Below are 24,125 nucleotides of genomic sequence, written 5' to 3' on the forward strand. Positions count from 1 at the left end.
CTCGGAGACCGGCGCCACGACCGCTACGCTCTCCCCCATCGAGGGCCTCACCGACGACACCGCGGACGAGACGTACCTGACCCTCATGCAGCAGAACCTCGCCGCCATCCAGAAGGCCAACCGTTGTTCATGAGCACCCGACCGTGACCGCCACCGCGGCACCGCCCGTCCAGCTGACCGACGTCACGGTCCAGCTCGGCGGGCGTCCGGTCGTCCAGGGGGTCGACCTCACGGTCGACGCCGGCGAGTTCGTCGCCCTGCTCGGTACCAACGGCTCGGGCAAGAGCACCCTGATGCGCGCCGCCGTCGGCCTCCTGCCGCTCGCCGGCGGCAGCGCCCGGCTGTTCGGCGCGCCGGTCGACCGGTTCCGCGAGTGGGCACGTCTCGGCTACGTGCCGCAACGCTCCACCGCCGTCTCCGGCGTGCCCTCGACGGTCGGCGAGGTCGCGCTCAGCGGGACCCTGTCGCGACGCCGCGTCGTCGGCCTCCCCCGTCGCGCCGACCGTCGCGCCGCCATGGAGGCCCTGGAGCGCGTCGGCCTGGTCGACCGCGCCCGCGACGCCGTCACCGAGCTGTCCGGCGGCCAGCAGCAGCGCGTGATGATCGCGCGGGCGCTCGCCGGACGCTGCGACCTGCTCGTCATGGACGAGCCCACCGCCGGAGTCGACCAGGAGAGCCAGGTCGTCCTCGCCGACCTGTTCCGCGGCCTGGTCGGCGAGGGACGCTCGGTGTGGCTCGTCGCGCACGAGCTCGGCCCCCTCGCCGCGCTGGTCGACCGCGCGGTCGTGCTGCGGGACGGCCGCGTCGTCCACGACGGCGCCTACACGCCGGTCTTCGGCGAGCCCCACGCGCACGACCACCCGCACGGCGAGGAGCCCGTCCGCCCGACGGGCGTCGCGCCGCACGGCGCCTGGGGGTCGACCGGCTGATGCTCGAGCTGCTCGACTACGACTTCATGCGACGCGCGCTCGTCGCGGCCGTCCTCACCGGCCTCACCGCACCCGCCATCGGCACCTACCTGGTGCAGCGGCGCCTCGCGCTCCTCGGCGACGGCATCGGCCACATCGCGCTGACGGGGGTCGCGCTCGGCCTGCTCACCGGGTGGGCCCCGATCCTCACCGCCGTGATCGTCGCGGCGCTCGGTGCGATCGTCATCGAGCTGCTCCGCGTGCACGGCCGCACCAGCGGCGACGTCGCCCTGGCGCTGCTGTTCTACGGCGGCATCGCCGGCGGCGTGCTGCTCACCAACCTCGCGGGCGGCTCGGCGGCCACGCTCAACAACTACCTCTTCGGCGCCATCACCACGGTCTCGGACGGCGACCTGCGTCTGGTCGCCGGCCTGACGGTCCTCGTGCTGGTCCTGGCGGTCGGGCTCGCTCCGCAGCTGTTCGCGGTGTGCCAGGACGAGGAGCACGCCCGCGTCAGCGGCGTGCCCGTCCGCTTCTACGGCCTGCTCATCGCCGTCCTGTCGGCCGTCACGGTCACCGTCGCCATGCGCACGGTCGGCCTGCTGCTCGTGTCGGCACTGATGGTGGTGCCCGTGGCGACGGCCCAGCAGCTCACGCGCAGCTTCCGGGTGACGTTCGGCCTGGCCATGGCCATCGGCACGGTCGCGGCCGTCTCGGGGGTGACCACCAGCTTCTACGCCGACACCCAGCCGGGCCCGACGATCGTCGTCCTGGCGCTGGCGGCCTTCGCGGTCACCGCGCCGGTGGGTGCGGTCCTGCACGCCCGACGACGACGCCCGCGCGGCGGGACGGCCGCTCCCGACCCGGGGGTCGTGGACAGTACCGTGGTGCCATGACGTCGTCCACGCCCGTGCGCACCACACGTCAGCGCCGCGCCGTCTCGGCGATCCTGGCCGACCTCGACGCGTTCGCGAGCGCCCAGGACATCCACGAGCGGCTGCGCAGCAACGGCGACGCCGTCGGCCTGTCGACGGTCTACCGCAACCTGCAGGCCCTGTCCGACGCCGGCGAGGTCGACGCGATCCGCGGCGACGACGGCGAGGTGCTCTACCGACGCTGCAGCTCGGGGCACCACCACCACCTCGTGTGCCGCACCTGCGGCCGCACCGTGGAGGTCGAGGGGCCCACGGTCGAGTCCTGGGCCGACCGCACCGCGCGCGAGCACGGCTTCGTCGACGTCGAGCACACGCTCGAGATCTTCGGCACCTGCGGCTCCTGTGCGGGCTGAGGCCCCCACGCGCCTCCGGCGCCTGACGGCCGAGGAGTGGCAGCCGCTGCGCGACGCCCACCGCCGCCGCGCCGAGCGGTGGACGCTCCCCCACCTGGAGCGACGCCGTCGACGCGAGCCGCACCCGGTGCTGGACTTCGTCTTCGAGTACTACCCCTACGAGCCCGCCAAGCTGGCCCGCTGGCACCCGGGCGTGGACGCCGCGCTCACCGGCCCCGGCTCCGAGGAGTACCTCGCGCTCGCCGCCTACCGCGCCGACGGCGACGCGGTGACGGTCGACCTCGACCGCCTCGAGCGGCGGCGCGAGGGCCTGGTCTGGGCGCGCGACCTGATGGTGCGCACCGCGTCGCGTCCGGCCCGCACCGACTGCTTCGGGCTGCACGAGTGGGCCATGGTGCACCGCGCCGGCGCGGACGGACGACGGCACGCGTCGGTCGACCTGCGCCTGGGCCAGGACGGCACCGACGCCGTCACCGAGGCCCACCAGGTCCGGTGCACGCACGTCGACGCGTTCCGGTTCTTCACCGACACCGGACGCCCGCTCAACACCCTGCAGCCCACGCGCGAGACCCAGCCCGCGATGGAGCAGCCCGGTTGCCTGCACGCCAACATGGACTTGTACCGGTACGCGGCCAAGCTCGCGCCGTTCGGCGACTCCGCGCTGCTGCTGGACACGTTCGAGCTGGCCGTCGAGATCCGCGAGGCCGACATGCGCGCCTCCCCCTACGACCTCGCCGCCTGGGGCTACGAGCCCGTGCGGATCGAGACGCCCGCCGGCAAGGCCGAGTACGTGCGCGCCCAACGGGCGTTCGCCGAGCGCGCCGCGGTGCTGAGAGAACGCCTGATCGCCGACCACGACCGGGTCCTCGCGACCCTGACCACGGAGGACCGATGAGCACCCGCACCCGATGGACCGTCACCGCGACCCTGGCGGTGACGGCCCTGCTCGCCGGGTGCGGCGGGACGTCGCCCGACACCGCGGTGCCCGCCACCGGCCGCGCGCTCACCGCCGCGGTGATCGACGACATCGGCAACGAGCCCACGGCGGCCGGCACCTCGAAGGAGACCGACGACCTCGGTCGCGACGCCGTCACGGCCGACGTCCGCTTCGGCCGCGGCGCGCGTCCGTACACGATCTCGGTGCTCGTGGCGCCCGAGGACCAGGCGCCGCAGGACGCCTGCGGCACCGCACCCGACGGCTGCGACCGCATCAGCCTCCCCGGCGGTGACCCGGCCACGCTGGCGTGGAACGAGCTCGACCCCGACAAGGACCCGGGCAGCGTCACCATCACCACGGTGCGCGACGGATCGGTGGTCGTGGTCCGCTACCGCGGCACCGCCCTGCGCCGCGACCCCCGCAGCCGCGGCGCGATGCCCGTCCGGTTCGAGCCGCTCGCCGACCTCGCCGCCGATCCCACCATCGCCGTGGAGACCACCCAGCGTCGGGTCGACCAGGGCGACAAGCTCAGCGTGTGGGAGTAGCCGCCGCCACGTCGTGACGGCGCAGGCCGTAGGTGACGGCGTCGAGGAGCGCCTCCCAGGAGGCCTCGACGATGTTGTGGCCCACGCCGACCGTGACCCAGGAGTCGACGCCGTCGGTGGTCTGGATCAGCACCCGGATGACGGCGTCGGTGCCGTGCCCCTGGTCGAGGATCCGCACGCGGTAGTCGATCAGGTGGAAGCTGCTGACGGCCGGCCACGCCTGCTCGATCGCCTGGCGCAGCGCGTGGTCGAGCGCGTTGACGGGCCCGTTGCCCTCGCCGGTGACGACGATCCGACGACCGCCGGCACGCAGCTTGACCGTCGCCTCCGACAGCGCTTCCTCGCCCGCGACGCTGCCGGACTCGGTGATGACGCGCCACGACTCGACGTCGAAGAACGCGGGTCGACCGCCCTCCATCTCCTCGGCGAGCAGCAGCTCGAACGACGCGTCGGCGGCCTCGAAGGTGTAGCCCGCCTGCTCCATGTCCTTGACCCGGTCGGTGACGCGCGCGAGGCGCTCGCCGTCGCCGCTGAGGTCGTAGCCGAGCTCCTTGCCCTTGAGCTCGATCGTCGCGCGACCGGCCATCTCCGAGACGAGCAGCCGCATGTCGTTGCCGACACGCTCGGGGTCGACGTGCTGGTACAGGTCGGGGTCGACGCGGATCGCGCTCGCGTGCAGGCCCGCCTTGTGCGCGAAGGCCGAGACGCCGGTGTAGGGCTGGCGCGCGGCCGGCGGGTAGTTGGTGGTCTCGGCGACGGCGTGCGCGATGCGGCTCGCCTCGCGCAGGGCGCCCGCGGGGAGCACCGGTCGTCCGAGCTTGAGCTCGATGTTGGCCACGACGCTGATCAGGTCGGCGTTGCCGGTGCGCTCGCCGTAGCCGTTGATGCAGCCCTGCACGTGGGTCGCGCCGGCCTCGACGGCCGCGATGCTGTTGGCCACCGCGCACCCGGTGTCGTTGTGGGCGTGGATGCCCAGGCGCGCACCCGTCGCGTCGACGACGTCGGCGACGATCTCGCCCACCCACCGCGGCAGCATGCCGCCGTTGGTGTCGCACAGGACCACGACGTCGGCGCCGGCGTCGGCCGCGGTGCGGACCACCTCGAGCGCGTAGTCGCGGTTGGCCCGGTAGCCGTCGAAGAAGTGCTCGCAGTCGAGGAAGACGCGCTGGCCGTTCTCGCGCAGGTGGGCCACCGTGTCGCGGACCATCGCGAGGTTCTCCTCGAGCGTCGTGCGCAGCGCCAGCTCGACGTGCCGGTCGTGGCTCTTGGCCACGAGCGTGACGACGCCCGCCCCGCTGTCGCGCAGGGCGGCGACGAGCGGGTCGTCGGCCGCGGCGACGCCGGCCCGACGCGTCGCGCCGAACGCGGCCAGCGTCGCGTGCTCGAGGGTCAGCTCGGTGCGGGCCCGGGCGAAGAACTCGGTGTCCTTGGGGTTCGACCCCGGCCAGCCGCCCTCGATGAAGCCGACGCCGAGGTCGTCCAGGTGCCGCGAGATGTGCAGCTTGTCGATCACCGAGAGGTTCAGACCCTCCTGCTGCGCACCGTCGCGCAGGGTGGTGTCGTACACGTGGAAGTCGTCGGCGGGAGCGTTCACGTCAGGTCCTCGGGTGGGGCGTGGGTGGGCACAAAAAAACCCCTCGTGGGTACGAGAGGTCGCGCGTCCGGCTCGGCAGGAGCTAGACGCGCCGCGTAATCAGGACGGCCGCGGGGGTGTGCACAGGGCGAGCATAGACTGCCCGTCTATGCCTGTCAGCACCCCTGAGACCCAGACCCGTGTCCTGCTCGCCGAGCGTCCCGTCGGCGAGCCCACCCCCGAGAGCTTCCGCGTCGAGGCCGTCCCGGTGCCCGCGCCGGCGGACGGCCAGGTGCTCCTGCGCACGATCTGGCTGTCGCTCGACCCCTACATGCGCGGCCGGATGAGCGCCGCCAAGTCGTACGCCGCACCGGTCGAGGTCGGCGACGTGATGGAGGGCGGCACGGTCTGCGAGGTCGTCGCCTCGAACAGCCCCGACCGCTCCGTCGGCGACGTCGTGCTGGCCTACACCGGCTGGCAGGAGTACGCGGTGGCACCCGCCCGCGCCACCCGTCGCCTCGACCCGTCCGCCGCGCCGATCTCGACGGCGCTGGGCGTCCTGGGGATGCCCGGCTTCACCGCCTACGCGGGCCTGCTCAAGATCGGCCACCCGCAGCCGGGCGAGACCGTCGTCGTGGCCGCCGCGGCCGGGCCCGTCGGGTCGGCCGTGGGCCAGATCGCGAAGATCGCCGGCGCCCGCGCCGTCGGCATCGCCGGCGGCCCCGAGAAGTGCGCCTACGTGGTGGACGAGCTCGGCTTCGACGCCTGCCTCGACCACCGCGAGCCCGACCTCGCGGGGCGGCTGGCGGCGGCCGCACCCGACGGCATCGACGTCTACTTCGAGAACGTCGGCGGCGCCGTGCTCGAGGCCGTCGTCCCGCTGCTCAACACGTACGCCCGCGTGCCGGTGTGCGGCCTGGTGTCGCAGTACAACGCGACCTCGGCGCCGCAGGGCCCCGACCGCGCCCCGGCGCTCATGTCGGCGATCCTCACCAAGAGCCTGACGGTGCGCGGCTTCATCCAGACCGAGTTCGTCAAGGACCACCAGGCCGACTTCCAGAGCGACATGGCCACCTGGGTGGCCGACGGCCGGGTCAAGCACCGCGAGGACGTCGCCGACGGCATCGAGTCGGCGCCCGAGGCGTTCATCGGCATGCTGCGCGGCCGCAACCACGGCAAGCAGCTCGTCCGGGTCGGCGCCGACCCCACCGCCGACGGTGCCTGACGCCGGGCCGGTGCCCGTGCCGCGCCTCGTGCAGGCGTGGTTCCAGGTGGCGGTCGCCGCGCTCCGCGACGGGGACGACGTGCCCGACGTCGGGCTGCCACCCGCTCCCCCGGCCCTGCTGCTGGCCCGCGGCTCGGCGCCGGCGAGCGTCGAGCGGCTCGACGCGCTCGACGCGTACCTGCTCGTGCGGGCCGAGTCCGGCCCCGGCGCCGACGCGCTCGCCGCCAACCAGGACGCGCTCGAGCGGGCCCGCACCCTGGCCCGCGAGCGCGACGGGGTGGTGGTCGACCTCGGGGTGCCGCGCGTCGTCGAGCCCGGGGCGCGCACCGGCCGGGCGGCCAGCGACTGGTTCGTCTTCGCCCACGACGAGGACGCCGTGATCGACACCTGGGGGCTGGACCGCTTCGGGCTCCCCGAGCTGCACTGCGACCAGTCCGACGACGCGCGGCTGCCGATGTACGACGCGGTGCTCGTGGGCGTCGCCCAGCGCCTCGTCGAGGAGTGGCCCGGCCAGGACCCGGTGGGCCCGGCGACCATCACCCTGCGCGACGTCGCCCGCGGCTACGGCGACGCGTCGGCCGGCGGCGACGACCCGACGCTCGACCGCGGCGTCGACGTCACGCTCGTGCACGACGCCGTCGAACGCCGCCTCGTGGTGACGCTGCACGACGACCCCGCCACCGCCCTCTTCGCCCCCTGAGCGCTCAGAGCCCGCCCGCGACGCGGATCGTCGCGCCGGTGACGTAGGACGCGTCGGGCCCGAGGAGCCAGGCGACGGCGGGAGCGATCTCGTCGGGCTCACCGACCCGTCCGAGCGGGACCCGGTCGACGACGCGCTCGAGCCGCCCGGGGTCGCCCGCGGCGGCGTGGATGTCGGTGCGGACCAGCCCGGGCGCGACGGCGTTGACCCGCACGCCCTGCCCGGCCAGCTCCTTGGACAGGCCCACCGTCATCGCGTCCACCCCGGCCTTGGCCGCGGCGTAGTGCACGTACTCGTGCGGCGAGCCCAGCGTCGCGGCGGCGGACGAGACCGTCACGATCGCACCGCCGGAGCCGCCGCGGTCGAGCGACATCACCTGTGCCGCACGGCGTGCGCAGAGCAGCGCGCCGACGAGGTTGACGTCGACCACCCGGCGCACCACCTCGACCGGGGTGTCGGCGAGGTCGCCGAGGTGGGCGGTGAGGCCCGCGCTCGACACCAGGCCCGTGACGACGCCGAGCTCGGCGGCGGCGTCGAACAGCCGGTCGACGTCGCCGTCGTCGCGGACGTCGCCGGCGACCGCGGTGGCGCGTGCACCGGCCGCCCGGGCGGCGTCGACCACGGTCGCGGCCGCCTCGTGGTCGCCGAGGTAGCCGACCACGACGTCGTGCCCATGCGCGGCGAGATGGAGGGCGGTCGCGGCGCCGATGCCGCGACCACCCCCGGTGACGACGGTGAGCGGGCGGACCTCAGACCTCGACGCGGTGCATCCAGCCGCGGGTGTCCTCGGCGCGGCCGTACTGCAGGTCCACGAGGGTCTGGCGCACGGCGGCGGTGACCGGGCCGGCCTGCCCGTCGCTGCTGCTGACGGCCTCGCCGCCGTCCCAGGCGAGCCTGCCGACGGGCGTGACGACCGCCGCGGTGCCGCACGCGAACACCTCGGTGATGCGGCCCGACGCGACGCCGTCCTTCCACTCCTCGATCGAGAAGGGGCGCTCGGTGACGGCGTGGCCGAGGTCGGAGGCGATGGTGTGGATCGAGTCCTTGGTGATGCCCTCGAGGATCGAGTCCGACTGCGGCGTGACGATCGAGCCGTCGTCGTGGACGAAGTACAGGTTCATGCCGCCGAGCTCCTCGACCCACCGGTGCTCGCGGGAGTCCAGGAACGCCACCTGGTCGCAGCCGTGGGCGGCTGCCTCCTGCTGCGGCAGCAGGGAGGCGGCGTAGTTGCCGCCGCACTTGGCCGCCCCCGTGCCGCCGGTGCCGGCGCGTGAGTAGTGCTCGGACAGCCAGATGCTGACCGGCTTGAGGCCGCCCTTGAAGTAGGCGCCGGCGGGCGAGGCGATCACCGAGAAGGTGACGTGCTGCGAGGGCCGGACGCCGAGGAAGACCTCGGAGGCGAACATGAAGGGCCGCAGGTACAGACTCTTCTCCTCCCCGCGCGGCACCCACGCGAGGTCGGCCGACACCAGGGCGTCCACCGAGCCGATGAACCACTCGGCCGACAGCTGCGGCAGGGCCAGCCGGGCGGCCGAGCGCTGGAAGCGGGCGGCGTTGGCGTCGGGCCGGAACGTCCACACCGAGCCGTCGGCGTGGGCGTAGGCCTTCATGCCCTCGAAGATCTCCTGCGCGTAGTGCAGGACGGCGGTGGCCGGGTCGAGCGACAGCGGGCCGTAGGGGACGACGCGCTCGTCGTACCAGCCGCTGTCGGGCGTCCACTCGGCCAGGACCATGTGGTCGGTGAAGTAGCGCCCGAAGCCGGGGTCGGCGAGGATCTCGTCGCGTCGCTGGTCGGCGACGGGCGCGGTGCTGCGCTCGACGCGCGGCTGGAACGGCTTCGGGGTGGTCATGTCGTGCACGGTAGCGAACCTCTCGGTGAGAATCTGCGGGGCCTGGGGTGCTGAGGACGGCCGCGCAGGTCGTCCTCAGGAGGCGGCTACGCCCTCGGCCACCCTCGCTGCGATGGCCCGGCCCACCTCCTGGGTGGTGCGGGGGGCGGTGCCGCGCTGGGCGATGTCGGCGACGACGGCCGCCTCGACCTCGGCGGCGGCCTGCGGCTCGTCGTGGTGCTCGAGCAGCAGCGACATCGAGAGGATGGCGGCGGTCGGGTCGGCCTTGCCCTGGCCGGCGATGTCGGGCGCCGAGCCGTGGACGGGCTCGAACATGCTCGGGAACGTCCGCTCGGGGTTGATGTTGCCGCTGGCGGCGAGCCCGATGCCGCCGCTGATGGCGCCGGCCTGGTCGGTGAGGATGTCGCCGAACAGGTTGTCGGTGACGATCACGTCGAAGCGCGACGGGTCGGTGGTGAGGAAGATCGTGGCGGCGTCGACGTGGAGGTAGTCCACGGTGACGTCGGGGAACTCCTCGCCGACGGAGGCGACCAGGCGCGACCACAGGTTGCCCGCGTGCACGATGACGTTCGTCTTGTGCACGAGCGTGAGCCGACGGCGCGGACGCGACTGCGCCTTGGCGAACGCGTAGCGGACCACGCGCTCGACGCCGTGGGCGGTGTTGACGCTGACCTCGGTGGCGATCTCGTGCGGGGTGCCCGCGCGGAGGACGCCGCCGTTGCCGGCGTAGGGGCCCTCAGTGCCCTCGCGGACGACGACGAAGTCGACCTCGCCCGGGTCGCGCAGCGGCGAGGTGACGCCGGGGAAGATCCGGGTGGGGCGCAGGTTCACGTAGTGGTCGAGGGCGAAGCGCAGCCGCAGCAGCAGGCCGCGCTCGAGCAGGCCGGCGGGGATCCGGGGGTCTCCCGGCTTGCCGCCGATCGCTCCGAGGACGATCGCGTCGTGGGTGACGATCTCCGCGAGCGTCTCGTCGGGCAGCACCTCGCCGGTCGCGAGGTAGTGCTCGGCACCGAGGTCGAAGCGGCGCGTGGTGATCGAGATGTCGTGCCGGGAGGCGACCTGCTCGAGGACGCCGAGCGCCTCCGCGGTGACCTCGGGGCCGATGCCGTCGCCGGGGACGACGGCCAGGGACAGGGAGCGCGTCATGCGTCGACCCTATCGAGCGGTCTCACGATCTGGTACGCCGGTCTCGTTCGGTGGGACACGATGTGCCCGTCAGTTGTCGTCGGGGCGCTCGCCGCCGTTGTCACGGCGGTCCATGGCGGTCTGGACGGCCGCGGTGGCGCGGTCGTCGTCGCGCAGGTGGCGGGGTCCCCACTCGGGGTACATGTCGTACATGGTGATGACTCCTTCGGCGTTGGTGGACGGGCTGCGGGTCCGGATGTGCCGGGACCCCGCCGGTGCCACGCGCCCGTCCCGCCGACGGATCGCGTCGGGGGGAGCTGGAGCCTGAGACGAGTGATGCGGATGGCGATGTCGTCCTCGCGGCGGAAGTCCCGGACCATGACCGAACTCCGCGGCGAGGGTGGCCCTACGAGGCCTCGCCGCGGCAGTCGATGAGTACGTCGAGCTTCCGCATGATGGCGACGACGTTAGCCCCGTCACGTGGCGGTGTCAGCAGGTCGACGTCGGCGTCCCACGGGCTGAGACCGCGTGCCCGAGGCGTGGACCGTGGGAGACTGGTCCGGTGAGTGCCCCCACCGACGTCCCGCCGCTGGTGGCCCGAGCCCTCGACCTCTCGCGTCGCCAGGGCTTCATCACCTCCACCCGCACCGAGACCGGCCGCCTGCTCGCGTCGCTCGCGGCCTCGCGCGGGGGCACCCTCGCCGAGCTCGGCACCGGCTGCGGCGTCGGCTCGGCCTGGATCTCGAGCGGGATCCCCGAGGGCGCCAAGGTGGTGAGCGCCGAGCTCGACCCGACGCTCGCCGAGAAGGTCCAGGAGATCTTCGACGACGTGCCGCAGGTGGAGGTCACCGCGGGCGACTGGAGCACGCTGGAGAAGTACGCGCCGTTCTCCCTGCTGTTCGTCGACGTCCGCGACGTCAAGCGCACCGTGGACGCCGTCGCCGACCTGATGGAGCCCGGCGGCATCGCCGTGCTCGACGACTTCACCCCCTGCCACACCTGGCCCCCGATGTTCGAGGGCCGTGTCGACACGCTGCGCGAGCAGTGGCTCACCGACGAGCGCTTCATCGCCGTCGAGGTGATGGTCGCGCCGGACTCCTCGGTCGTCCTCGCCACGCGTCGCTGAGGCGGCCGGGCGTCAGTAGCAGGTGGCCAGCGGGCGCGGGCTCTGCGCCATCTCGACCGTGGGCGAGACCTTGGTGCTCGGGACGACGAAGCTGATGCCCTGGGCGTCGAGGCGGCCGGCGTCGGCGACGCCGATCACCTGACCCTCGATGTCGAGCATCGGGCCGCCGGAGTTGCCGGGGTTGATCGCCGTGTCGGTCTGGATCAGGCCGGTGAACTTCTTGCCCGACACCACGATCTCGCGGTCCAGGCCCGACACGGTGCCCTCGGTGAGGGTCTTGGGCGAGTCGAGCGGGAACCCGATGGCCGCGATGCGGGTGCCGGTGACGGGCTGCTCGTCGGCGACCTCGAAGACGTGGCCGTCGTCGACCGGCTCGGAGAGCTTGACCAGGGCGAGGTCGTCGGACTCGGCGGCCGCGACGACCGTGCCCTCGACCTCGGTGCCGTCGAAGTCGACGTCGATCGAGGTCGCGCCGTCGACCACGTGGTACGCGGTGACGGCGAGGTCGGGCTCGACGAGGAACGCCGTGCCGGTGCCGCCGCCGCGGCAGGTGCCGATGCGCACCTGGCCCACGCCCGAGCTGACGCTCTCGTAGACCGAGGCGAAGTCCTCGAACTGCGTGGGCTCGGTGGTGGCGGGCGTGTCGCGGTCGTCGGCGACGTCGCTGTCGCGCGACTGCTCACCGAGGAGGAACACTCCCCCGGCCAGGACGGCCCCCACGACCACGACGGCCACGATGCCGATGGCGACCGACAGGCCGCGTCCGCCGCCGCCGCTCGGGCCCGGCTGCGGGCTGCTCCACTGCTGCTGGGGCTGCTGCGGGGGCGGGCCGTAGCCCTGGGGCTGTTGCGGCGGTGCCCCGTAGGAAGGCTGCTGCACCGGGGGCGGCGCGACCATGCTCGCGCCACAGGTGGCGCACGTGCGGCGTCCCGGGGGCTGGGTGGCCCGACACCTCGGACAGCTGCTCACGGTGGTCCCCCTCGTCCCCGGCGGACGACTCCCGTCGGCCGGAGCACCAGGGTAGGTCCCGACGGGGTCAGGCGCGGGTCGCGTCCGGGACGGGCCGGGGCGCCGGGACGTCGAGGCGCACCTGCACCCAGGGCAGGAACAGCTGCACGATCGGGCCGATGGCGAGCGCGTACAGCACCGTGCCGACGCCGACCGTGCCGCCGAGCGCGAAGCCGACCGCGAGCACCACGACCTCCACCCCGGTGCGGGCCACCCGCACGCTGCACCCGGTGACGCGCACGATGCCGAGCCAGAGCCCGTCGCGCGGGCCGGGGCCGAGGTGGGTGCCGATGTAGAGCGCGCCGGCCAGTCCGTTGAGCACCACCCCGCCCAGCAGCATGGCGATCCCGACCCACAGCTGGTCGGGCTCGGGGAGCACCGCGATCCCGGCGTCGGCGGCCAGGCCGATCAGCACCACGTTGAGCACGGTGCCGAGCCCGGGCCACTGCTTGAGCGGGATCCACAGCAGCAGCACGGCCGCGCCGACCGCGATGACCACCTGCCCGAAGGTGAGCGGCACGTGGATCGCCACGCCCTCGTGGAAGACGTCCCACGGGTCCAGGCCGAGGCCCGCCTGCACGAGCATGGCCATCGACCACCCGTAGAGCAGGAGCCCGAAGACCAGCTGCGGCACCCGGCGCCCCAGCCGTCCGGCGCGCAGCTGGGCCAGGCTCGACAGCGCGGGCGGGTCGTAGGTGCGACGGGGGCTCATGGGGTCCATCCTGGCGTCCACTGGTCTACGAATCGATAGCCAGTCGTGGCACAGTGGCCTACGTGATCGTCGCCACCGTGTCCGCCTCCCGTCTGCGCGACCTGCTGGGCCTGACGGCGTCGGACTCCCCCGGCTACCGGGCACTGTCCGACGCCGTGCGGCTGCTGGTCGCCGAGGGCGGCCTGGCGCCGCGCACCCGCCTGCCGAGCGAGCGCGAGCTCACGGCGGCGCTGGCCGTCAGCCGGACCACGGTCACGCGTGCGTACGCCGACCTGCGCGACGCCGGCTACCTGGTGTCGCGGCGCGGGTCGGGCAGCGTCGTCAGCCTGCCGGGGTCGCGCGGCACCACGCGGGTGGCACCGGTCCCCGAGGCGCTCGGGCTGCACACCGACGACAGCCCCGACGGATCGGTGCTCGCGTGGACCATCGCCTCGTCGCGCGCGGTGCCGGGGGTCGGTCGGGCCTGCGCCCGCGCGGTCGAGGCGCTGCCCGCGTACCTCGGCCAGAGCGGCTACCACCTGGCCGGGGTGCCGGCGCTGCGGGAGGCGATCGCCCGCCGGTACGACGAGCGTGGGCTGCCCACCGATCCCGACCAGGTGGTGGTGACCGCCGGCGCCCAGGCCGGCTGGACCCTGCTGATGCGCTCGCTCGCCCGGCCGGGCGACCGCGTGCTGCTCGACTCCCCCACCTACCCCAACGCCGCCGAGGGCGTGCGGCAGGGCGGCCTGCGTCCCCTCGGGGTGCCGCTCGACGGCGCCGGCTGGGACGTCGAGGCACTGGCGTCGACCGTGCGCGCGTCGCGTCCGACGCTCGCCTACCTGCTGCCCGACTTCCACAACCCCACCGGCGCGCTCATGGACGACGGCACCCGCGAGCGTCTTGGCCGGGTGCTGGCGCGGTCGGCCACGACGGCCGTCGTCGACGAGACGATGCTCGACCTCTCGCTCGACGTGGAGGAGGCGGACCTGCCGCTGCCGTTCGCCGCGCACGACCCGTCGGCGGTGACGGTGGGCTCGGCGAGCAAGAGCTTCTGGGGCGGGCTGCGGATCGGCTGGGTGCGCGCGCCGCACGACGTCGCCCGCCTGCTGCTGCAGCGTCGCTCGGCCACCGACCTCGGGGCCTCGCTGCTCGACCAGCTCGTGGTCGCCGAGCTGCTGGCCGACCGGGACGTCGTGCTGGCCGAGCAGCGGTCGACGCTGCGCGCGGGCCGGGCGCGCCTGGAGTCGCTGCTCGCGGACCACCTGCCCGACTGGCGTCCGAACCACCCGTCGGGCGGGATGGCGCTGTGGACCCGCCTGCCCGAGCGGCGCAGCACGTCGGTCGTCGCCGCCGCCGAGCGCCAGGGGCTGCTGCTGACGTCGGGTCCGCGGTTCTTCGTCGGCCCCGGTGGCGAGCAGCACCTCCGCCTGCCCTTCAGCCGCACCCCCGAGCACCTCGACGAGTCCGTCCGCCGCCTCGCCACCGCCTGGAGCACCCTCGACACCCCCACCCCCCACCCCCGAGCCGTCAGCATGACCGCCTAGCCAACAAGCAAAAGCAACCAGGGAGCCGATCCGGCAGTTCTGCAGCATCGATCCGCCCCGGCCACCCACGGCCACGCGACCGGCCTCCGAGCGGATCGATGCTGCAGAAGTGACGGATCGGCGCCGTAGCGGCGAGCGACCGGCGCGGCGACGCCGCCGAAAGCCGTCCGAACCCGCGGACGGACGCGTCGCAACCCGCGGACGGTGCCATCAGAACCCGCGGATCGCGGGACGGGGCGGGCTAGGGGGCCACGACGGGCCAGGCCTCGCCGCGCCAGGCCGAGTCCCAGAACATCAGCTCGAAGCGGGTGGCGCGGACGTAGGCGGCGGTCATGTCCTCGCGCCGGGGAGGCGTCGTGGCGGCCGCCAGGCCGTCGGCGTACTGCGAGGCCGCGCGGACGGCGGCGTCGAAGTCGTCGTCGGCGTAGGTCTCGATCCAGGACCGGTAGGGATGGTCGGGGCCGGTGCCGCGGGCGGCGATCGCAGCGCCGACCTCGGCGTAGACCCGGAAGCAGGGCAGCACCGAGGCCACCGCGACCTCCACGGGCGCCGACGTCGCCTGGGCCTGCAGCCACCCGACGTAGGCGTCGCACGTGGGCGACGGCTCGGCGGCGCCGGGGGCGTCCGGGTCGAGACCGAGCGGCTTCGGGAACCCGCGGTGCAGCCCGCGCTCGGCCTCGACGGCGCCGGCGGCCGCGCCGGCGAACAGCGCCACGCCCGTCGCGTCCGGGGCGCGGGACGCGATGCCGGCCAGGGCCCGCGCGTACCCGAGCAGGTAGTGGGCGTCGTCGAGCAGGTAGCGGGCGAACACGTCGCCATCGAGCGTGCCGTCGGACAGCGCGGCGACGAACGGGTGCGCGAGCACGGCGTCGTACCAGGGCGCGACGGCCGACCAGGCTCCCTCCGACCAGCTCATCGCGGGCGCCTGCGTCCGCGCAGGTGGTCGACGGGACCGTGGCCGCGCCCGATCTCGAGGTCGGCACCGGCCTCGAGCGCCTCGGCGAGGAAAGCCTTGGCGCGCAGCACGGCCTCGCCGAGCGGCAGCCCGACCGCGAGCCCGGCGGCGACCGCCGACGACAGCGTGCAGCCGGTCCCGTGGGTGTTCGGCGTGCGCACGCGGGCGGTGGGCAGCTCGAGGACGCCGTCGGCGTCGACGAGCACGTCGACGAGGTCGCGGTCGCCCGGCGCGTGGCCGCCCTTGACGAGCGCGGCGGCGGCACCGAGACCGAGCAGGCGGCGCCCGGCGTCGGCCATCTGGTCCGGGCCGGCGACGGGTCCTCCCACCAGCGCCTCGGCCTCGGGCAGGTTGGGGGTGACGACGGTGGCCAGCGGCAGCAGCTCGTCGCGGATCGCGGCGACGGCGTCCTCGGGCACGAGCCGGTCGCCCGAGGTGGCGACCATGACGGGGTCGAGCACCACGGCGGGCACCGGGTGGCGGCGCAGCGCGCCGGCGACGGCCCGCACCAGGACCGCGTCGCCGAGCATGCCGATCTTGACGGCGCGGACGTCGAGGTCGGCCACGACCGCCTCGTACTGGGCGACCACGAAGTCCGGCGGCACCGGGTGGATGTCGTGGACGCCGGTGGTGTCCTGGACGGTCAGGCCCGTGACCACCGTGGCGCCGTAGACGCCGAGCTCGGTGACGGTCTTGAGGTCGGCCTGGATGCCCGCGCCGCCCGACGGGTCGGAGCCGGCGATCGCGAGCACGACCGGCTCGCGGCTCATCGGACCACCTCGCGAGCGGCCAGCGCCTCGTCCACGACCGCTCGCAGCCCACGGGCGGCGGCCTCGGGGTCGTCGGCGGCGCAGATCGCCGAGATGACGGCCACGCCGTCGGCGCCGGCGCGGACGACGTCGCCGGCGTTGGTCGCGTCGATGCCGCCGATGCCCACCACGGGCAGGTGCGTGTGCTCCCGCAGCGCGGTCACGCCGGCGAGCCCCAGCGGCGTGGCGGTGTCGGTCTTGCTCGGCGTCGACCACACCGGGCTGGCGGCGAGGTACGAGGCGGCCGCGACCTCGGCGGTCGCGTCCAGCTGGCGCAGACCCTCGACCGACCAGCCGACGAGGGCGTCCGCGCCCAGGCGCGAGCGTGAAGCGGCGGCCGCGGCGTCGGACGTGCCCACGTGCACCCCGGCACCCACGGCCGCGGCGGCGTCGACGTCGTCGTTCACCACCAGCGGCACGCCCGCCGGCTCCAGCACGGCGAGCAGGCGACGGGCGGTCGCGACGCGCACGTCGGTCGTGGCGGTCTTGTCGCGCAGCTGCACCGTCGTCACTCCCCCGGCCACCGCGGCGGCGACGACCTCGACGAGGTCTCGTCCGCGCGGCACCGGGCCGGTGACGAGGTACAGGCGCAGGTCAGGCCTCATCGGCCACGACGCGCACGTGGGACGGGAGCGCGTCGGCGTCGATCGTCGACAGCTCGTCGACCAGCATCCAGCGCAGGGAGCCGGGTCCGTGCGCCCGGGCCCCGGCGCGTCCACCGGCCGCCGAGAGCACGGCGAGGGCGGCGACGGTGGCCTCGAGCGGGTCGTCCTCGACGGCGCAGAACGCACCGACCAGGGCCGACGCCGAGCAGCCCAGCGCGGTGATCATGGGCATCCGCGGGTCGCCGCCGCGCACGCGGACGACGCGGCGTCCGTCGGTGACGACGTCCTCGGCCCCGGTGACCGCGACGACGGCCCCGGTGGTGCGGGCGAGCTCCACGGCGATCGCGACGTCCCCGAGGTCGCCGTCGGTGTCGACGCCCCGGCCGTGGGCCTGCTGGGTCGCGATGGCGATGATCTCGCTGGCGTTGCCGCGCACGACCGTCGGCCGGTGCTCCATCAGGCCGGCGACGGTCTCGCGGCGGTACCCGGTGGCACCGACCGCGACGGGGTCCAGCACCCACGGGGTGCCGCGCTCTCGGGCGACGGTCGCGGCGGCCGTCATCCCGTCGACCCACGGCGGCGACGGCGTGCCGATGTTGACCACGACCGCGCCGGCGAGGGCGGCGAACTCCCCCGCCTCCCGCTCGTCGTGCACCATCGCCGGGGACGCCCCGGCTGCGAGGAGCACGTTCGCGGCCACGTCCATCGAGACGTAGTTGGTCAGGCACTGCACCAGGGGCGTCCGCTCGCGGACCTCGGCATGGATCTGGCCGGCTCGGACGAGCGCGTCGGCAGACATCGGGCTCCCTTCGCCGGAACGACCCGGATCAGGTTCGGCGGGTGTGATCTCAGCCCCCTCGGTAGGGGCACCCCGGCCTCGTGCGGCTGACTCTAGTGGGGGTGGGTGGACAGAGAACAGCACCCCGCCCAGCGCTGCGGCTGGACGGGGTGCTGGTCGGGACGGCGGTGACCCGTCGGTTCCGCAGCATCCGTCCGCTCGGACGCCTGAACCTGACAGGCGTCCTCGCGGGCGGACGGACACCGCAGAACGGCCGGATCACCTCCCCGGCTGATCGTGCGGTCTATCGCGCCGCGGAGCCCTCGGTGTAGTCGTCGTCGGAAGACTTGACCCACGCCATGAGCTTGCGGAGGTCCTTGCCGACGGCCTCGATGGGGTGCTGGGCACCCTTCTCGCGGAGCGCGTTGAACTCCGGGCTGCCGGCCTCGTGGTCGGAGATGAAGCGGTCGGCGAACGAGCCGTTCTGGATGTCGCCCAGGACGGCCTTCATGTTCTCCTTGACCGACGGGTCGATGACCCGGGGGCCCGACACGTAGTCGCCGTACTCGGCGGTGTCGGAGACGGACCAGCGCTGCTTGGCGATGCCGCCCTCGTACATCAGGTCGACGATCAGCTTGAGCTCGTGGAGCACCTCGAAGTAGGCGACCTCGGGCTGGTAGCCGGCCTCGGTTAGGGTCTCGAAGCCGTACTGGATCAGCTGCGAGGCGCCGCCGCAGAGGACCGCCTGCTCGCCGAACAGGTCGGTCTCGGTCTCCTCGGTGAAGGTGGTCTTGATGCCGCCGGCGCGCAGGCCGCCGATGCCCTTGGCGTACGACAGCGCGAGGTCCCAGGCCTTGCCGGAGGCGTCCTGCTCGACGGCGACGAGGACGGGCACGCCGCGTCCCTCGACGTACTCGCGGCGCACCAGGTGGCCGGGGCCCTTGGGTGCGACCATGGCGACGTCGACGCCGGCCGGCGGCTTGATGTAGCCGAAGCGGATGTTGAAGCCGTGTCCGAAGAACAGCGCGTCGCCGTCCACCAGGTGGGGCTCGACCGACTCGGTGTACAGCTTCCGCTGCACCTGGTCGGGCGCGAGGATGACGATCAGGTCGGCCTCCTCCACGGCCTCGGCGGGCGTGAGGACGCGCAGGCCCTCGGCCTCGGCCTTCGCGCGGCTCTTCGAGCCCTCGGGCAGGCCGACGCGGACGTCGACGCCGGAGTCGCGGAGCGACAGCGCGTGGGCGTGGCCCTGGCTGCCGTAGCCGAGGACGGCCACGTGCCGTCCCTGGATGATGCCGAGGTCGGCCTGGTCGTCGTAGAACAGCTCGGGCACTGCACTGTCTCCTTCGTGGGTGGTGCTGGTGGGTCGTGCGTGGGGGCGGTCAGCCGGCGTGGCTGGTGGAGGCCGGGACCGGACGCAGGGTGCGGTCGCTGATCGAGCGGGCCCCTCGTCCGATGGCGACGCGGCCGGACTGCGCGATCTCGCGGATGCCGAACGGCTCCAGCACCCGCATCATCGCAGCCAGCTTGCCGGCGTCGCCCGTGGCCTCGATGGTGATCGCGTCGGTGGCGACGTCGACGACCTTGGCGCGGAACAGCTGGACGGTCTCGAGCACCTGGCCGCGGGTGGCGGCATCGGCGCGGACCTTGACGAGCAGCAGCTCGCGCTCGACGGCCGATCCGGCGTCGAGCTCGACGATCTTCAGCACGTTGATCAGCTTGTTCAGCTGCTTGGTGACCTGCTCGAGCGGCAGGTCGTCGACGCCGACGACGATCGTCATGCGCGACACGAGCGGCACCTCGGTGGGACCGACGGCGAGCGAGTCGATGTTGAACCCGCGGCGCATGAACAGCGAAGCGACGCGCGCCAGCGCGCCGGGCACGTCCTCGACGAGGACGGACAGGGTGTGCTGGGTCATGACAGGGCTCCCTCGGTGGTCTCGGCGACGACCTCGGGGTTGGACTCGAGGTCGTCCTGGTCCCAGTCGGGCGCCATGTCGCGGGCGATCTTGATGTCGTCGTTGCTCATGCCGGCGGCGACCATCGGCCACACCATCGCGTCGCGCTCGACGACGAAGTCGATCACCACGGGGGCGTCGTCGATGGCCATGGCCTGCTCGATGACGGCGTCGAGGTCCTCGTACTTCTCGCAGCGCAGGCCCACGCAGCCGTAGGCGTCGGCGAGCTTGACGAAGTCGGGGATGTGACGGGTCTGCCCGCCCGTGTGCAGGTCGGTGTTGGAGTAGCGGCCCTCGTAGAACAGGGTCTGCCACTGCCGGACCATGCCGAGCGAGGAGTTGTTGATGACGGCGACCTTGATCGGGATGCCCTCGAGCGCGCAGGTGGCGAGCTCCTGGTTGGTCATCTGGAAGCAGCCGTCGCCGTCGATGGCCCACACGGTGCGCGACGGATCGCCCACCTTGGCGCCCATGGCGGCCGGGACGGCGTAGCCCATCGTGCCGAGGCCGCCGGAGTTGATCCACGACGCGGGGCGCTCGTAGCGGACGAAGTGCGCGGCCCACATCTGGTGCTGGCCGACGCCGGCGACGTAGATCGCCTCGGGGCCCGCGATCTCGCCGAGCCGGCGGATGACGTGCTGCGGCGCCAGGCCGCCGTCCTCGGGCTCGTCGAACCCCAGCGGGTAGCGCTCGGCGACGCCCTGCATGTGCGCGGTCCAGGGAGCGTGGTCGACGGCGTCGGCCGGCTCGTCCTGCAGCGCGACGACGAGGTCGGCGATCACCTCGCGGCAGTCACCGACGATCGGGACGTCGGCCACGCGGTTCTTGGAGATCTCGGCCGGGTCGATGTCGGCGTGGACCACCTTGGCCCCGGGCGCGAACGAGTCGAGGCGACCGGTGACACGGTCGTCGAAGCGCGCGCCGAGCGAGACGATCAGGTCGCTGCGCTGCAGGGCGCCGACGGCCGCGACCGTGCCGTGCATGCCGGGCATGCCCAGGTGCAGGGGGTGGCTGTCGGGGAACGCTCCGCGTGCCATCAGCGTGGTGACGACCGGGATGCCGGTGAGCTCGGCGAGCACCTTGAGCTCGGCGCTCGCGTGCGCCTTGATGACGCCGCCGCCGACGTACAGCACGGGACGCTCGGCCTGCGCGATGAGTCGGGCCGCCTCGCGCACCTGCTTGCCGTGGGGCCGCGTGGTCGGGTGGTAGCCGGGCAGCGAGACCTCGGTGGGGTACTCGAACGTCGTCGCCGCCTGCAGCGCGTCCTTGGAGATGTCGACCAGGACCGGGCCGGGACGCCCGGTCAGCGACAGGTGGAACGCCTCGGCGATGACGCGCGGGATGTCGTCGGGGTTCGTCACCAGGTAGCTGTGCTTGCAGATCGGCATCGTGATGCCGCGGATGTCGGCCTCCTGGAACGCGTCGGTGCCGATCGAGCTGCTCACCACCTGACCGGTGATGGCCACGATCGGGACCGAGTCCATGTTGGCGTCCGCGAGCGGCGTGACGAGGTTGGTCGCGCCGGGGCCCGAGGTCGCCATGCAGACGCCGACGCGTCCCGTCGCCTGCGCGTAGCCCTGGGCCGCGTGTCCGGCGCCCTGCTCGTGGCGCACCAGGATGTGCCGGATCTGGGTCGAGTCCAGGAGCGGGTCGTAGGCCGGGAGGATGCAGCCGCCGGGGATCCCGAAGACCGTGTCGACCCCGGCGTGCTCCAGGGCCCGGACGAGGCTCTGCGCCCCGGTGATCTGCTCGCTCATCGCCTGGTCCTCCAGTGATCGGTGCTGCGTGACTTCAGGTGCTGCTGTGGTGCGTCCGCGGGCCGGACCCGCTGACCTCATCGTGCTCGTCGCACAAAAAAACCCTCCAGCCCGCTGGGCAGTGGAGGGTGACGCGCGGCCGAGTGGCTGCGCGTCAGGCGATTACGACGAGGAGACGCTGGTGCACGGTCCGACTGTCCCGCGTCCCGGCCCCGCGGTCAACCGCAGGCCCCGGTCGTACCAGGATGTGAGACGAGCGTCCCAGATGCCGGAGACCATCGTCAGCAGGCCTCGCTCTGGCCCAGCAGCATCGCCTCGAGCTCGGGGGCGTGCAGCTCGGCCGAGAACAGGTAGCCCTGCCCGAGGTCGCAGCCCATCTCGGCCATCAGCCGGCGCTGCTCCTCGGCCTCGATGCCCTCGGCGACCACGCGCAGCGACAGCTCGCGGCCGATCGTGACGATCCCCTGCACGATGCTGCGCGCCGGAGCGCCGGAGGACACCTGGGTGACGAAGGCACGGTCCAGCTTGAGGGTGTCGATGGGCAGGTCGAGCAGGTAGCGCAGCGACGAGAACCCGGTGCCGAAGTCGTCGACGGCCACCTGGATGCCACGGACGCGCAGCGCCTCCATGGCCAGCACGGCCCGTGCCGGGTCCTGGATCATCACCCGCTCGGTGACCTCGAGCTCGAGCGAGCCCTCGGGGATGCCGTAGTCCTCGATCACCTGGTCGATGAACACGATGAGCGCGGGATCGGTGAACTCCACCGGCGAGAGGTTGATCGTCACCTGCAGGTGGTGCCCCTGCGCGCGCCACGCCACCTGCTGCTTGACCGCCTCGGCGATCACCCACCGGCTGAGCGCCTGGCCGCGTCCGCTGCGCTCCATGAACTCGACGAGGTCGAGCGGGCGCTGCTCGGTGCCCTCGAGGTCGGTCCAGCGCAGCAGTCCCTCGGCCTTGACCACCTCGCCGGTCACCAGGTCGACGATCGGCTGGTAGAGCAGGTGGAGACGGCCGGCGTCGAACGCCTCGGTGAGCGCGAAGTCGGCGCGCGCCTGCTCCTTGACGGCGCTGAGCATGCGCGGCTCGAAGAACGCGTACCCGCTGCGGGCCTTCTTCGCCTCGTACATCGCGAGGTCGGCGTACCGGACGATCGAGTCGGCCTGGGAGTCGACGTCGGCCAGCGCGATGCCGACGCTGGCGCCGATGACGAACTGGTGGCTGGACCAGATGTAGGGCTCCTTGACCGCGGCGACGATCCGCTCGGCCAGCCCCTGGGGGTCGGTCTCGTCACGATCGGGGACGATCACCACGAACTCGTCGCCGCCGTAGCGGCCCAGCACGCACGACGACGGGATCGTGTCGTCGAGGCGCTCGGCCACGGCCTTGAGGAGCCGGTCGCCGACGTCGTGGCCGGCGGCGTCGTTGACCCGCTTGAACCCGTCGAGGTCGAGGAACAGCACCGCCGGTCGTCCGGAGCGCAGGCGCAGCGCGCCGGCGAGCGTGTGGTTGATCCCACGGCGGTTGAGCAGGTCGGTGGGCAGGTCGTGACTGGCGACGTACGACAGCTGCTCGCGCAGGCGGTCGCGGTCGGTGAGGTCGCGGATGGCCAGGAGCACCTTGCCGGCCTGCGCCGACACGGTGGCCTCGAGCATCAGCCGGCCGCGCTCGGAGCTGGTGGAGACGTCGACCACCGCCTCGTCGTCCGAGCTCATCACCCGCCGGCTGAGCTCGGCGAAGCGCCGCGGGTCGAGGTCGAGGATCGCGCCGACCGGCCGGCCGACGGTGTCGGCGGTGCCCAGGCCGAGCACCTCCTCGACCGCCTGGCTCGCGTACTCCACCACGCCCTCGGCCGAGCAGATCAGCAGCATGTCGGTGGAGTCCTGCACCAGCGAGCGGAAGTACCGCTCGCGCGACGACAGGTGCGCCGCGGTGCGCTCGTTCTGCCGCGAGATCAGCATCTGGCGCACCACCAGGACGACGACGCACGTCAGGCACAGCAGCAGGGCGGGGAGCACGACGAGGGTCTCGACGTACAGGGCGACGAGCACGGTGGTGACGACGGCCGCCGCCAGCACGGCGAGCGACGCCGCCTGGTCGGGGTGGCGCACCTCGTCGACGCGCGGGGCCTCCGAGCCCGTGGAGCGCGTGCTGATCGCGACGACCGCCAGCGAGGTGTACCCGAGGACGAGCATCAGGACCGCACCGCCGAGGGTGGTGCTGCCGACGACGGGCGAGGCGAGGTACAGGACGCCCGCGGCCGCGGCGTGCGTGGCGGTGAACAGCACGGTGCCGCCGGTGGACACCAGCGCGAGGCCGGCGTACGGGGCGAGCAACGCGGTGCTGGCGGCGACCCAGGTGAGGGCCACGACCGACACGAGCAGCACGCTCGGGACGTCGTGCCGCAGGCCGAGCTGGGCGAACGCCACGACGGGCACCAGCACGGCGACGGCGACCAGCCAGGCGTCCAGCAGCACGTGCACCCATCGGCGGTGCAGGAAGGTGGCGAGCCAGGCCTGGGACACCACGAGCACCATCGCGCTCGCGACGACCAGCAGCACCCAGGCGCCGCGCCCCGGACCGCCCCGTGCGACCGCGACGCTGCTGAGCCCGAGCAGGCACAGGCTGACGGTCCAGGCCAGGCCGAGCCCGGCGGGGAACCAGTCGACCAGGCGGGATCGCCGCAGCCAGGCCGCGAGGACCACGACCACCGTGAGCATGATGCCCACCCCGAGAGATGCCACCT

At 73.6% G+C, this 24,125-nt stretch carries 23 protein-coding genes, 1 pseudogene and 1 riboswitch; of the genes and pseudogenes, 9 read left to right on the plus strand and 15 right to left on the minus strand.

The window, feature by feature from the left end:
• The first annotated feature begins 143 nt into the window (after positions 1-143).
• The 5 genes from ACI6PP_RS03670 to ACI6PP_RS03690 are packed head-to-tail and all read left to right on the plus strand — an operon-like array spanning position 144 to position 3,678.
• Positions 144-929: a metal ABC transporter ATP-binding protein gene (locus tag ACI6PP_RS03670; protein WP_421109200.1), complete on the plus strand. Its 786-nt coding sequence runs from the start codon at positions 144-146 to the stop codon at positions 927-929.
• Positions 929-1,804: a metal ABC transporter permease gene (locus ACI6PP_RS03675; RefSeq protein WP_421109201.1), complete on the plus strand. Its 876-nt coding sequence runs from the start codon at positions 929-931 to the stop codon at positions 1,802-1,804. The genes ACI6PP_RS03670 and ACI6PP_RS03675 overlap by 1 nt, the downstream gene beginning before the upstream one ends.
• Positions 1,801-2,196: a Fur family transcriptional regulator gene (locus ACI6PP_RS03680; RefSeq protein ID WP_421109203.1), complete on the plus strand. Its 396-nt coding sequence runs from the start codon at positions 1,801-1,803 to the stop codon at positions 2,194-2,196. Before ACI6PP_RS03675 ends, ACI6PP_RS03680 begins: the two co-directional genes overlap by 4 nt.
• Positions 2,186-3,091 carry a 3-methyladenine DNA glycosylase gene (locus ACI6PP_RS03685; RefSeq protein ID WP_421109205.1) on the plus strand — a complete coding sequence of 302 codons (906 nt, stop codon included), beginning with the start codon at positions 2,186-2,188 and terminating at the stop codon, positions 3,089-3,091. Before ACI6PP_RS03680 ends, ACI6PP_RS03685 begins: the two co-directional genes overlap by 11 nt.
• Positions 3,088-3,678, plus strand: coding sequence for a hypothetical protein (locus ACI6PP_RS03690; RefSeq protein ID WP_421109207.1), 591 nt, complete (start codon positions 3,088-3,090; stop codon positions 3,676-3,678). The genes ACI6PP_RS03685 and ACI6PP_RS03690 overlap by 4 nt, the downstream gene beginning before the upstream one ends.
• On the opposite strand, the gene cimA is transcribed toward ACI6PP_RS03690, so the two are convergent.
• Positions 3,662-5,272: a citramalate synthase gene (gene cimA / locus ACI6PP_RS03695; RefSeq protein ID WP_421109209.1), complete on the minus strand. Its 1,611-nt coding sequence runs from the start codon at positions 5,270-5,272 to the stop codon at positions 3,662-3,664. The genes ACI6PP_RS03690 and cimA overlap by 17 nt on opposite strands.
• Positions 5,273-5,420: 148 nt before the next feature.
• Here cimA and ACI6PP_RS03700 point away from each other — a divergent pair, with 148 nt between their 5' ends.
• The gene (locus ACI6PP_RS03700; protein WP_421109211.1) at positions 5,421-6,476 is read left to right on the plus strand and encodes an NADP-dependent oxidoreductase; all 1,056 of its coding nucleotides are present in this window, start codon (positions 5,421-5,423) and stop codon (positions 6,474-6,476) included.
• 10 nt (positions 6,477-6,486) lie between these two features.
• Complete coding sequence (locus tag ACI6PP_RS03705; protein ID WP_421109213.1) at positions 6,487-7,176, plus strand: hypothetical protein; 690 nt, start codon at positions 6,487-6,489, stop codon at positions 7,174-7,176.
• A 4-nt stretch (positions 7,177-7,180) separates the two neighbouring features.
• Here the strand turns inward: ACI6PP_RS03705 and ACI6PP_RS03710 are convergent.
• The 4 genes and pseudogenes from ACI6PP_RS03710 to ACI6PP_RS03725 all read right to left on the minus strand — a co-directional run.
• Positions 7,181-7,900 (minus strand): annotated as a pseudogene (locus ACI6PP_RS03710) (SDR family oxidoreductase); the annotation flags it as partial.
• A 25-nt stretch (positions 7,901-7,925) separates the two neighbouring features.
• The gene (locus tag ACI6PP_RS03715; RefSeq protein WP_421109215.1) at positions 7,926-9,026 is read right to left on the minus strand and encodes a branched-chain amino acid aminotransferase; all 1,101 of its coding nucleotides are present in this window, start codon (positions 9,024-9,026) and stop codon (positions 7,926-7,928) included.
• Positions 9,027-9,101: 75 nt separating this feature from the next.
• Positions 9,102-10,172, minus strand: a complete 1,071-nt coding sequence (locus ACI6PP_RS03720; protein ID WP_421109217.1) for a 3-isopropylmalate dehydrogenase — start codon at positions 10,170-10,172, stop codon at positions 9,102-9,104.
• A 69-nt stretch (positions 10,173-10,241) separates the two neighbouring features.
• Positions 10,242-10,364, minus strand: a complete 123-nt coding sequence (locus tag ACI6PP_RS03725) for a hypothetical protein (protein WP_421109218.1) — start codon at positions 10,362-10,364, stop codon at positions 10,242-10,244.
• A gap of 349 nt (positions 10,365-10,713) precedes the next feature.
• Here ACI6PP_RS03725 and ACI6PP_RS03730 point away from each other — a divergent pair, with 349 nt between their 5' ends.
• Positions 10,714-11,277, plus strand: coding sequence for an O-methyltransferase (locus tag ACI6PP_RS03730; RefSeq protein WP_421109219.1), 564 nt, complete (start codon positions 10,714-10,716; stop codon positions 11,275-11,277).
• 12 nt (positions 11,278-11,289) lie between these two features.
• Here ACI6PP_RS03730 and ACI6PP_RS03735 read toward each other — a convergent pair whose 3' ends face one another.
• Complete coding sequence (locus ACI6PP_RS03735; RefSeq protein ID WP_421109220.1) at positions 11,290-12,174, minus strand: S1C family serine protease; 885 nt, start codon at positions 12,172-12,174, stop codon at positions 11,290-11,292.
• 139 nt (positions 12,175-12,313) lie between these two features.
• Positions 12,314-12,997: a membrane protein YczE gene (gene yczE / locus ACI6PP_RS03740; RefSeq protein WP_421109221.1), complete on the minus strand. Its 684-nt coding sequence runs from the start codon at positions 12,995-12,997 to the stop codon at positions 12,314-12,316.
• A 62-nt stretch (positions 12,998-13,059) separates the two neighbouring features.
• Between yczE and yczR the strand changes: the two genes are divergently transcribed.
• Positions 13,060-14,520, plus strand: a complete 1,461-nt coding sequence (gene yczR / locus ACI6PP_RS03745; RefSeq protein WP_421109223.1) for a MocR-like transcription factor YczR — start codon at positions 13,060-13,062, stop codon at positions 14,518-14,520.
• Between the two features lie 241 nt (positions 14,521-14,761).
• Here yczR and ACI6PP_RS03750 read toward each other — a convergent pair whose 3' ends face one another.
• The 8 genes from ACI6PP_RS03750 to ACI6PP_RS03785 all read right to left on the minus strand — a co-directional run bounded on the left by ACI6PP_RS03750 (position 14,762) and on the right by ACI6PP_RS03785 (position 24,123).
• Complete coding sequence (locus ACI6PP_RS03750; RefSeq protein ID WP_421109225.1) at positions 14,762-15,436, minus strand: TenA family protein; 675 nt, start codon at positions 15,434-15,436, stop codon at positions 14,762-14,764.
• Positions 15,433-16,245, minus strand: coding sequence for a bifunctional hydroxymethylpyrimidine kinase/phosphomethylpyrimidine kinase (gene thiD / locus ACI6PP_RS03755; protein ID WP_421109227.1), 813 nt, complete (start codon positions 16,243-16,245; stop codon positions 15,433-15,435). Before thiD ends, ACI6PP_RS03750 begins: the two co-directional genes overlap by 4 nt.
• On the minus strand, positions 16,242-16,889 hold the full coding sequence (gene thiE / locus ACI6PP_RS03760; RefSeq protein ID WP_421109229.1) for a thiamine phosphate synthase: 648 nt from the start codon (positions 16,887-16,889) through the stop codon (positions 16,242-16,244). The genes thiD and thiE overlap by 4 nt, the downstream gene beginning before the upstream one ends.
• Positions 16,879-17,688 (minus strand): hydroxyethylthiazole kinase, encoded by an 810-nt coding sequence (gene thiM / locus ACI6PP_RS03765; protein WP_421109230.1) that lies wholly within the window; start codon positions 17,686-17,688, stop codon positions 16,879-16,881. The genes thiE and thiM overlap by 11 nt, the downstream gene beginning before the upstream one ends.
• Positions 17,677-17,773: riboswitch (TPP riboswitch) on the minus strand. (Overlaps the previous gene by 12 nt.)
• Before the next feature lie 198 nt (positions 17,774-17,971).
• Positions 17,972-19,000 carry a ketol-acid reductoisomerase gene (gene ilvC / locus ACI6PP_RS03770; protein ID WP_421109232.1) on the minus strand — a complete coding sequence of 343 codons (1,029 nt, stop codon included), beginning with the start codon at positions 18,998-19,000 and terminating at the stop codon, positions 17,972-17,974.
• 49 nt (positions 19,001-19,049) lie between these two features.
• A complete protein-coding gene (gene ilvN, locus ACI6PP_RS03775) occupies positions 19,050-19,586 on the minus strand; it encodes an acetolactate synthase small subunit (protein ID WP_421109234.1) in 537 nt (178 codons plus the stop codon).
• Positions 19,583-21,382 (minus strand): acetolactate synthase large subunit, encoded by a 1,800-nt coding sequence (locus ACI6PP_RS03780; protein WP_421109236.1) that lies wholly within the window; start codon positions 21,380-21,382, stop codon positions 19,583-19,585. The genes ilvN and ACI6PP_RS03780 overlap by 4 nt, the downstream gene beginning before the upstream one ends.
• A 281-nt stretch (positions 21,383-21,663) precedes the next feature.
• Positions 21,664-24,123 carry a putative bifunctional diguanylate cyclase/phosphodiesterase gene (locus ACI6PP_RS03785; RefSeq protein ID WP_421109238.1) on the minus strand — a complete coding sequence of 820 codons (2,460 nt, stop codon included), beginning with the start codon at positions 24,121-24,123 and terminating at the stop codon, positions 21,664-21,666.
• Positions 24,124-24,125 lie beyond the last annotated feature (2 nt).

The sequence above is a fragment of the Solicola agrisoli genome (assembly GCF_049059935.1).
In the GTDB taxonomy this organism is placed as follows: Bacteria; Actinomycetota; Actinomycetes; order Propionibacteriales; family Nocardioidaceae; genus JAURVT01.